The sequence below is a fragment of the Calditrichota bacterium genome (assembly GCA_014359355.1).
GTDB lineage: Bacteria > Zhuqueibacterota > Zhuqueibacteria > JANLFK01 > Oleimicrobiaceae > Oleimicrobium.
Genome location: JACIZP010000342.1, coordinates 1 through 9,683 on the forward strand (window position 1 = coordinate 1; position 9,683 = coordinate 9,683).

Annotated in this window: 10 protein-coding genes; all 10 read right to left on the reverse strand. The window is 61.6% G+C overall.

Annotation, left to right across the window (positions count from 1 at the left end):
- Positions 1-88: NAD(P)-binding protein (locus H5U38_14345; GenBank protein ID MBC7188200.1), on the reverse strand; the 88-nt coding region annotated here is incomplete at its 3' end.
- Between the two features lie 10 nt (positions 89-98).
- A complete protein-coding gene (locus H5U38_14350; GenBank protein MBC7188201.1) occupies positions 99-1,130 on the reverse strand; it encodes a GDP-mannose 4,6-dehydratase in 1,032 nt (343 codons plus the stop codon).
- A 51-nt stretch (positions 1,131-1,181) separates the two neighbouring features.
- Positions 1,182-2,372, reverse strand: a complete 1,191-nt coding sequence (locus H5U38_14355; protein ID MBC7188202.1) for a peptidoglycan bridge formation glycyltransferase FemA/FemB family protein — start codon at positions 2,370-2,372, stop codon at positions 1,182-1,184.
- 11 nt (positions 2,373-2,383) lie between these two features.
- Entirely contained in the window at positions 2,384-3,292 is a 909-nt protein-coding gene (locus H5U38_14360) for a polysaccharide deacetylase family protein (protein MBC7188203.1), read from the reverse strand.
- Complete coding sequence (locus tag H5U38_14365; protein ID MBC7188204.1) at positions 3,285-4,187, reverse strand: glycosyltransferase family 2 protein; 903 nt, start codon at positions 4,185-4,187, stop codon at positions 3,285-3,287. The genes H5U38_14360 and H5U38_14365 overlap by 8 nt, the downstream gene beginning before the upstream one ends.
- 1 nt (position 4,188) lies before the next feature.
- On the reverse strand, positions 4,189-5,487 hold the full coding sequence (locus H5U38_14370) for an O-antigen ligase family protein (GenBank protein ID MBC7188205.1): 1,299 nt from the start codon (positions 5,485-5,487) through the stop codon (positions 4,189-4,191).
- Positions 5,477-6,919 (reverse strand): oligosaccharide flippase family protein, encoded by a 1,443-nt coding sequence (locus H5U38_14375; protein ID MBC7188206.1) that lies wholly within the window; start codon positions 6,917-6,919, stop codon positions 5,477-5,479. The genes H5U38_14370 and H5U38_14375 overlap by 11 nt, the downstream gene beginning before the upstream one ends.
- Complete coding sequence (locus H5U38_14380) at positions 6,916-8,037, reverse strand: DUF354 domain-containing protein (protein MBC7188207.1); 1,122 nt, start codon at positions 8,035-8,037, stop codon at positions 6,916-6,918. Before H5U38_14380 ends, H5U38_14375 begins: the two co-directional genes overlap by 4 nt.
- A gap of 105 nt (positions 8,038-8,142) precedes the next feature.
- Positions 8,143-9,276 (reverse strand): DegT/DnrJ/EryC1/StrS family aminotransferase, encoded by a 1,134-nt coding sequence (locus H5U38_14385; protein ID MBC7188208.1) that lies wholly within the window; start codon positions 9,274-9,276, stop codon positions 8,143-8,145.
- Positions 9,257-9,683 (reverse strand): N-acetyltransferase (locus H5U38_14390; protein ID MBC7188209.1); only part of this gene is annotated, 427 nt, incomplete at its 5' end. The genes H5U38_14390 and H5U38_14385, both read right to left, overlap by 20 nt.

A 9,683-nucleotide genomic window follows, 5' to 3' on the forward strand; every position in this document is an offset into this window, starting at 1 on the left:
GGGTGACATCCACCCCGGCTCCGGCCAGACGATAGGCCAAAGTCATGCCGAGCATTCCACCCCCGACTATGGCAATCTGCTGTGGCATGTGGCTCCCGCTACGCAATGGCGCTCAGGCTGCGCACGAGGCGCGCCGGTGCGGAAAGACTTGGCGCCGGCAGCTGCAGGGCTTCCCGCTGCCAGACAATGGTGCGCCGCAGCCCTTCCTCCAGCTCAACCTTTGGCTCGTAGCCGAGCACCTTTCTTGCCCTGCTCACGTCCGGCACGCGCCGCATGACATCTTCATAGGGCCTGCCATTGAAGGACGAATAGGGAACGAAGTTGACTGCCAGCGACCTGCCCACGCCACACAGGCGGTGGATCAGGCGCGCCAGTTCGATGATGGCGATCTCCTGCTGCCCGCCAAGGTTGAAGATTTCGCCGTTCGCTTCGTCGCAAAAAATCGCCCGGAGCATGCCATCGACTATATCGGAAACGTAGGCGAACGTTCGCGTCTGCATGCCGTCGCCGTGGATGGTGACCGGCTCGCCTTTCAGTATCTGGCTGATGAAAACGGCTTGCGGACCGCCCCACCACGACAGGTGGTGGCGGGGACCGTAGGAGCCGAAGATGCGCAAGACCACCACGGGAATGCCATATTCCTCCTGGTAGGCGAAGGCCAAGTGTTCGTCAAAAAGCTTGGAGACGGCGTAGCTCCAGCGGGCCACTTTGCTGCTGCCGAACACGCTGTTGCTTTCCTCATGAAAAGGAAGAGAGGCGTTCTTGCCATAGACGTCTGAAGTAGAGGCGAGGATTACCTTAGCGCCGTTCTCGCGTGCCACCTCCAGCACGGCATGTGTGCCCTGGCTGTTGATCAGCAAGGTATCGATGCTCTTGCCATAGCGCGGGATCTTGAAGGCTGCCAGGTGCACAATGACTTCTGCCCCCTTGCAGCAGCGACGCAGCGCAGCGCGACGGCGCACGTCCTCACGGTAGAAGGCAAAGCGCGGATTGCCAAGCTGGTGCTCGATGTTCTCCATCCGGCCCATGGACAGATTGTCGATGCCCACCACGCGATGTTGCCCTTCCAACAGAGCGTCGACAAGGTGGGAGCCCAAGAATCCGGCACATCCGGTGACTGCGATCTTCATGACTGTACTCCGCTACGGTGAGGGCCAAACGGCGAAGGTGGTCCCCCTTGCCTACGCCTTTGCTTCTACTTCCGATGTCTCCTTTTTCTCAGGCGAGTCCGCGCGTCTTTCCTCGGCAGCATGCGCCTCCCGGGAAAGGCCGCGCCGGGAGCGGATACCGCTCAGCATGAGCCTTGCCCGACGGTACCCGGTGACCAGCGCCTGGAACGAACGCAAGGCCGCAGCGCGCACCACGTCTGGACTGCATTCGTATTGGCCAACATAAGAGGCATCTACGCCGTCTTTGCCAGCCAAGCCGAGCTTGAAATGATACCCGCCAGGATTCGTCACCGGGTCTATGCCACCGAGGTCGTACCAGTGGCACCCGCGTTCCTTCAGCAACGCAAGCGCGTGCCATTGCACCGCATAGGAGGCCCGCACTGCCCTGCCCTGTTGATTGCTCGCGGCCAGGAGCATGATTGCCTTGTCGCCCGTTACGGAAAGCACGGTGCCGGCGACGGTTTGCCCTTCCGCACGGCCCAACACGATGAGCTGCTTCTGCTCCGGCGGCAACGTTTCCTGGATGGCAGCAAACTCGTCCACCTCGGTGAACACGGCGAACCTCTTGCTCCTCAGCATCTCGCGATAGACCCTTGCGAACTCGGCAAAGAGCTGCGCGCCGGTGCCACTGCTCACCTCAACCCCAAAGCGCTTCTCAGCCTGATTGAGCTGATTACGCCAGCGCTGCAGCAGATTGCTCCGCAGCTCTTCCAGAGGCGGCGAAAGATCAAGAAGCAGCGTGCGCAGAGGCGGCACGAAGCGAGCCCGATGGTAACCTTCCTCTTCCAGAACGGCCAAGTAGTGATCCGGCTCGTCGACCGCAGCAAGATTCAGATTCAAGCGTAAGTTCAGCCCGCGTTCGCACACAAACTCGTTGCGCAACGCGCGCACTGCTTGGCGAAACACATTGAGTCGTTCGTCGACCCAACAGCGACGAAACAGAGGGCCATACCGCACGTATGCCACGCCCAACCCGAGGAATGGGGCTCTAAACACGCGCGCCTGCGCAGCGGCAACGGTCTGGCCGGACCGCTGGAGGACAAAGTGAGCCAAATTCTCTTCTCCCCAACGCACGGCGCCATACGCCCAGGTTTGATAGACGGTGAGGTCGGCGAAGCCCCCTGCCAGCGCGTCCCACTCCGGCTGGGAAAGCCTGGTTACAGACGAAGAAAACCCCGCTTCCAATGTTCGTAGGTTTGGCATTCCCATAGTCCTCATTCAACCGTAGCCACGCAGCAAGAGGATCGGCGAGAACACTGCCTCCTCTTTGCCGCAGCAACCAGGCTTTTGCGTGGGGCCACAGCCTTGCCGTTCACCTTCTTGGCACAGACATATGCCTTGGCGCGGGAGGCGGCCCCCAGCCAGCGGTAACATCCAAGCACCTTGAGGCGAAACTCCATCGGCCAGTCGCGGGGATCTGCCTTGACCCTGCCGAAGACAAACCTCGCCTCCTCGGGGGTCTGGCAGTCCGGGGAGATGGAGAAGCAGCGCGTGTAGCCAGCCTCTTTGGCCGCGGCAAGCACGCGAGCGTCATAGTCGCCATGGGGGAAACTCAGGAGGGTCACCCGCCGGCCTGTCTGTTCCTCGAGCACCCGCCGCGACTCCCTCAGCTCTCGCACAAGTTCCTTTTGGGGCAAAGTCGACAAACAGGGATGGCTCACCGTGTGGGAGCCCAGAAGTACCAACTCCTCGTCCAGAGCGCGCAGCTCGGCAAAGCTCATTACGTTGCGTCCCTGTTCACTGCAACCTTTGGCCATCTCCCACGCCGCAGCACGGTCCACAAAAGCGGTGGGCACGAACACTGCCGCCGGAATACCGCGTGCCCGTAGCACAGGCAGCGCCGTGTCTCGAATTTCGGCCAGGGCGTCGTCAAAGGTGACCGCAAAGCACCGCCGGCCATGAGGAAGTGTTGTAGCAGTCGGCGGCACCGGCACGGCCCAGCGCAAGGCCATGGCCATCTGCCGGGCAAAAGTCGAGGCGTATTCTTCGGGCACGCTATGGTAGTACAGCACCACCCATCTTGCCGGGCGGGGCGCACCGACGAGCCTCCTCGTGGCATCGCGCAGCAAGTCGAAAGCTAAAACGGCAAGGCTGACCAACACTCGGAACAATCGCTTAAGCATACTGTGCCTTTCTTCGCAAGAAAGCGTGGAGCCGCGCCATCTGCCGGCTACGGAGGTGGCTGACAAAGTGCCCGTCCACCGGGCGACGTCGGTGGCGGGCCGCTGCCCAGAGATAACCGCTTAGGCGCACAACGCTCCCGGCAACCAGCGGAGGCTCGCCAAGGCGGCGCGCGAACTTGCCCAACTCGAACAGCGGATGGTACCCCACGGCATAGTCGGCTTCACCTTGGTGGAAGCGCGCCGCAAGCAGTCGCCCCTGCCCCGTGCTGGAACGTCGGTGATGCCAGGCCTGGAGTTCTGGGAATGACCTGACCTCCCACCCGTGCATCCGGGCCATTTCGCTGGCAACGGTGTCCTCGTGCGCGTGCGGCAGCGGCAGGTAGCCGCCGATTGCCTCGAAGCAGGCGCGACGAAACATCTGAATGGCCCCCGCCACATACTCGGGACTGTTGCCGTAGCGAGGCCGAAACACTCCTTTGTCGGCTTCGAGAATCACCCCACCGGCAATGCCCAATCGCGGCTCGCTCCGGAAAAGCGCCAGAAGACGCTCGTAATAGGTCGGCTCCAGGGTGATATCCGCGTCAAGTACACCGACAAAGGCGAACGGCAAGGCCCGCAGCTCTTCGTAGCCTGCTTGAATGGCGCGAACCTTCTGCGCAAACCCGTCTCCAGAGGGCGCAAGGCTGATCAAGCGGATGAACGAGTGCCGCCGCGCATTTCTCGCGACCACCTCCCGCGTGCGGTCTGTGGAGCCGTTGTCGACAATCACCCACTGCGCCGGAAGAACGGTCTGCCGGGCGACGCTGACGATGGCGCGCTCGATGAAATGCTCTTCGTTGCGCGCGGCGGTGATCAGCACATACATGCCGTTTCTGTCTCCCAATGGCCTGCCCATCTCAGGCTCCCGCCGGAATGTATTCGTGCCGCAGGCGGTCGGCAACCGCCAAGTAGAAGACCCAAAGCAAAGTCACCGGACCCAGGCGAGTTCCCATTACCGACTCGGTGACCGAGTGAACCATGATGATCGTGAAGACGACCGCCGCCCGCAAAGCCATGCCCTGGGGAGCCACCCTCTCCAGCGGTCGATAGCGGACCAGCCAGCGTGCAAAGAGCACCACCATGGCGACGAAAGCCAACAGTCCGACTATGCCGGTCGTAAGCGCCACTTCCAACACCGTGTTGTGGGCATTGGCCGCGTAGAAGCCGATAAGGTCTCTGCCGTCGTTGAGGACCATGCGGCTTGCGCCAAAACCATGGCCGAACACTGTCGTCAATGGGTCGGCCAAGATCTTTTGCACTGCCAAGGGCCAAATCTCCGCTCTGCCAGTCAGGCGCGTCACCGTTGCAAGAGAAGTGGTCCGGTTAAAGGCCAGCGCTGCATCCACCACGCCTTTCACGTTGAGTGAAAGGAGCAGGCCCACCAGCACCACTACTGCACTAACGCCAGATAGGAGCGCCCAACGCACATGGTAGCCCTCCAGTGGGCGCTTGCTCTGTACCAACCACGCACGCACCAGCCCGCCGATGGCCAGGCTCACCATCGCATTGCGTGACCAGGACAGCGCCACGATTGCCACCAACAACACGCGCAGCAGCCAGAGGAGTGCTCGCTTCCCCCCAATTGCCGGCACGAACGACAGCCAGAAGGCCAAGGAAGCGCCAAAGCCGAGGGCGTTGGCATGCGTCACGCCCATGCCCAGACGTGTCGGCCCCTCCGCGCCATATGCCTCCTGGAGCTGGGGAGCAAGCACCCCGATCAGGGCGTCTTTGATGAGCAGCAAGACCATCACGAACAGCCAGGTCCGTTCTATGCGGAGCAGGTCGCGTTCGTCCGCACTGGCCACCAGTCCTATGGTAAGCGCCACACCGCCAGCCAGGAGCACCCAATAACCGAGCACCAACGTCTTGTGTGGCGTGAAAAGCGCAGACAAGGCCGCAGCGCCCACATAGGCCGCCACGGCGGTAGTTGCAGGCCCGCGCCACTCACCTCGGGCCAGCAGCAAAACGCCGATGGCCCCTCCGAGCATGCAGGCGGCAAGGCGCGCCGCAACGAGCCAGTCCATCTGGGCGGCCTCCTCGATCGCGCGTACGCGCAGGTAGGTGCCGGTCAGCACCATGATCGCCACCCAGAGCACCAGCCCCAGAGCGAAAAGCGATGGGCTTGATGTGGTCTGGCCCGAGCTCCTATGCCGCATGTTCGGCCAACTCCTTTTTCTGCCACATGCGCAGGTCAACTATACCCAACTCCCTCGCACCATAGAACGTAGCAAAGATCGCCAAAGCCGCAAGCGGGTAGAAGAAGCCCGCAGGCAGGTGGCTCGCCGCCCAGATGAGTGCCGTCCCTCCCAGAAAGAGAGCCACGGTCCAGGCGAGGCGCCGCCCGTGGAGCTGAATGGGTACACACCTCATGCCCACGGCGAGCAGCAGCACCCCAATGGCAACGTGCGCCACGTCATAAACCAGCACCGCCGCGTGCATGCCCCATAGACGGATGAGCCACACATTCAAGCCAATGCTCGCCACCGTGACGCCGCTCACGATTGCTGCCGATACCCGAGTCTTGCCTCGCAAGAAAAGCAACGATTCGCCCACATACTGCAGGCCGATGCAGGCGACGCCTGGCAAGAGCGCGAACGCCACCCCATAACCTGCACCGTACTCTGCGGGAGCAACAACGTGGATCAAGTCCCTGAATACAAAGACGATGCCCATGGCGACAAAGCCAAACGCCAGCAACAGATGGATGAGCGCCTCGCCGATGAAACGGCGTAGGAATGGCGAATCCAGCACGCCGTAGACCGCAGGCTCATAGGCGAGCTGAAACGGCAGAATGAGCGTGATCACTGCAATCTGCGCAATCTTGAAGCCCAGCGAGTAAACCGCCACTTCCTCCAGGCCAGAGAAGACGCTCATGGCATAGAGGGCGGAGCTATCCAGGGCCAAGTCACCTGACATGGCAAAGATGAGCGGAAATCCGAAGCGCACCAGGCGCCGCATGGTGGGCTGGTCTACCGCCAAGCCGGTGATCCTCGCAATCACCAGGCTTACCACGACCCACATAAGGCCGTAGCTGACCACATAGGCCCACAACACACCCTTGAGCCCCGCGTGCAACTGAAGAAGGAAAAGCACCGTGCTCGACGCAAGCAGCAGAAAGACGACCCCGTTCAAGGCTACAAAAGCACTGCCCTTGTTCCTCGCGCGAAAATAGGAAACGGTGAGCATCCACAGCGTTTGCGCCAGAGCCGCCATGCAGACGAGCAGGACAAAGGGTCCTGGCTGGGCGGTATGCAGTACTGCGGCGAAGAGCGGCTTGAGCAGAGTCATGGCAACTGCCGTGACAGCAACCCCACCGGCCGCCACGAGCGCATAGGCACTGCCGAGCAGTCGGCCCAGTTGTCCCTTCTCAGCAAATTCGGCGCAAAAGCGCATGAAAGCGGTGCGAACACCCAGCCCCATGATGATGCCGAGCACCTGCATCGTGAGCAGCAAAGTGGCCAAAAGGCCATACTCCTGCATCGGCAACGTATGGGTGTAGAGCGGGATGAGCAAGAAGGCCCCGGCCCGCAGTCCAGCGTTGCCAATGGCGTAGACGAGCGTCTCCCTTGCCAGACCGCGCAGTCTCATGCTGCTTTCTCCAAACGGGCTGGTGATTTCTCTCTGCCCTGCTTCGCCGAACCGGCGTTCTTGCTCGGTGCAACGTCCCGCCCCTCCGGGAGGACGGCCAGCACCTCCTCAATCACTCGTTCCAGTACCGGGCTCCGCGCCGTTCGCCCCAAAGGCGCAACCTGTCGCCGCGCGACCCGGATTTTCGACCTGACGTCCTCCTCACTGGCAAGAAGCACCAGTCGCCCTTGCTCGGCCAGGGATCGGTCCACCGCACCAATCCGGCCACGGAAAATGCTATAAACCGGCACGCCCAGCGCAGCGGCCTCGCGGTTCATTGTCCCCCCTCCGCTCACCACGAGGTCTGCATTCCAGATGAGGTTGAGCCCGTCCAGCACCTTGGACGGCAGGATAATGCGTCCGGCTGCTATGAGGTGCGGCCATTCACGCCTCAGCTCCTCCTCCTGATGGAGGCTGCGCACCAGCACCACCATCTTCACCTGTGGCTGTGAGCCGAGGAAATCGATGACGGCATCAAACAGCACCTCCGCCGCGGCGTTGTGGTAGTGAGCCTCTGTAGCAGGCGGCCTAATTGCCGCGAGCACTTCATCCTCACCCACGCCCAGTTGCGCGCGGAGCCGGGGGTCTGGCTGGAAAAACGGCACATAGATGTCTTCCTTGATGCCAGGATAAGTGCTCACCGTTCGGGCATGCTTCCTAAGAGGAGCAACGGGCACAACTTCTGGCACGAGGATCTTCGTCGCCCGCAACCACGGCAACAACTGCACGTGCTCATAGTCCACCATCACGACCCACGGCATGCGCAGAACTGCGGCCAGAAGCATCTGGGAGCGCGAACCATGCGACAGGGCCAGAGCAGGCCTCTCTCGGAGGACGACTGGGGCGAGCTGGAGCGCCCGCACCACCAGGCCAACAACCTTCAGGCTCTTGTGCCGACCGTAGTGCCGACCCAAGCGCTGATAGCTCAGACCTGCACGTTCAGCAAGGCCGCATACCTGAAAGCAGTCCCTGGCCGTGATAAGCACCCGGTATCCCCTTCTCTCCAACTGGTGAATGACCGGGGTGAAGAGCACCACGTGCGGCGAATTGTCCAAGTCGATCCAAATCACTGGCCCCACAGATTTGTCCTCTCCCGTAGGCACTGCATTGCCCTCGTAGGCCTTTTCGCGTTAGCACAGCTCGGTGGCCTCCTCTCGGCTCTGCCAAGCGAGAAAGCCACTCCTTCACACGGCGATGGCGTATCTCAAAGCTTCTTTCATGACGAAAAGCTCGATGGCCCGTGCCACGTACTCGATCTGCTGGTGCGTGAGCTCCGGGTACATGGGCAGCGACAGAAACTGCCGCGCGCACCGTTCCGCCACCGGGTAGCTCCCTTCACCCAGGCGAAGGAAGCGGTAGGCTTCTTGGAGGTGGATCGGCACCGGATAGTGGATACCGCAAGCAATGTCGCGCTTGGCAAGATACTCCAGCATGGCATCGCGCTGCTCCGTCCGGATCGCGTACACGTGGTAGACGTGCTGCCCATAAGGGGCCTCGTAAGGGACAAATAGCGCGGTGTTGCCAGAGAGAAGGCGTTGATACGTTGCGGCGTGCGCGCGACGAGCCTTGTTCCACTCCGGCAGGTAGCGCAACTTCACACTTAGCACGGCCGCCTGGATGCCATCCATGCGGTCGTTCCAGCCCAGCAGGCGGTGGTAGTACTTCTTCGCCTGGCCGTGGTCACGGAGCATGCGGATACGCTCGGCAAGACCCCGGTCGTTGGTGACCACCGCACCTGCTTCCCCGTAAGCACCCAAGTTCTTCCCCGGGTAGAAACTGAAGCATCCTGCATCTCCGAGTGACCCAGCCTTGCGGCCCTTGTACTCGGCGCCGTGTGCCTGGCAGGCATCTTCCACCACGTACAGGCCATGTTCGCGCGCCACCTCCATGATCGGGTCCATGTCGGCCATCTGACCAAACAGATGCACCGGGATGATCGCCTTGGTCCGCTTGGTGATAGCCTGTTCCAGGAGCGCTGGGTCCATGGTGTAGGTGCGCTCGTCGACGTCGACAAACACCGGGGTTGCGCCGCAAAAGGAAATGGCCTCTGCGGTGGCGATGAAGCTATTGGGCACGGTGATCACCTCGTCGCCAGGCCCCACGTTCAAAGCCTTCAGCGCCAACCAGAGCGCCGAGGTGCCGCTGCTTACGCCCAAGGCATATTCGCACCCACAGAATGCGGCAAATTCTTTTTCGAACTGTTCCACAAATGGACCGCCTGCAAAGGCAGTCTGCTCCATCACCCGCTGCACCGCCTCCCTGACCTCCTCACCGATGGATTGATACTGGGCCTTCAGGTCAAGAAAGGGTACCTTCATTGTGTTGCTCCTCTCCATTAATGCGACGCAGCACTCGCGCCGGATGCCCGGCAACGATACTATTGGCTGGGACGTTGCGCGTCACCACGCTCCCTGCCCCAACAATGGCATTCTCCCCGATGGTCACGCCACAGAGAATGGTGGCATTGGACCCGATCGAGGCGCCTCGTTTCACAAGTGTCGGGACCACCACCCAGTCCTGCTCGGTCTGCATCTGGCCGTCGGCGGTGGTTGCGCGCGGGTAGCGGTCATTGATGAACACCACGCCGTGGCCGATGAAGCAGTTGTCCTCGATGGTCACCCCTTCGCAGATGAAGGTGTGACTGGAAATCTTGCAGTTCCTGCCAATTCTGGCCCCTTTCTGAATCTCCACGAAGGTGCCGATCTTCGTCCCATCGCCGATCTCA

Bases quoted from the DNA above. Each gene is read 5' to 3' on its own strand.
- H5U38_14350 (MBC7188201.1), bottom strand. From the start codon at position 1,130: ATGAAGATCGCAGTCACCGGATGTGCCGGATTCTTGGGCTCCCACCTT.
- H5U38_14355 (MBC7188202.1), bottom strand. From the start codon at position 2,372: ATGCCAAACCTACGAACATTGGAAGCGGGGTTTTCTTCGTCTGTAACC.
- H5U38_14360 (MBC7188203.1), bottom strand. From the start codon at position 3,292: ATGCTTAAGCGATTGTTCCGAGTGTTGGTCAGCCTTGCCGTTTTAGCT.
- H5U38_14365 (MBC7188204.1), bottom strand. From the start codon at position 4,187: ATGGGCAGGCCATTGGGAGACAGAAACGGCATGTATGTGCTGATCACC.
- H5U38_14370 (MBC7188205.1), bottom strand. From the start codon at position 5,487: ATGCGGCATAGGAGCTCGGGCCAGACCACATCAAGCCCATCGCTTTTC.
- H5U38_14375 (MBC7188206.1), bottom strand. From the start codon at position 6,919: ATGAGACTGCGCGGTCTGGCAAGGGAGACGCTCGTCTACGCCATTGGC.
- H5U38_14385 (MBC7188208.1), bottom strand. From the start codon at position 9,276: ATGAAGGTACCCTTTCTTGACCTGAAGGCCCAGTATCAATCCATCGGT.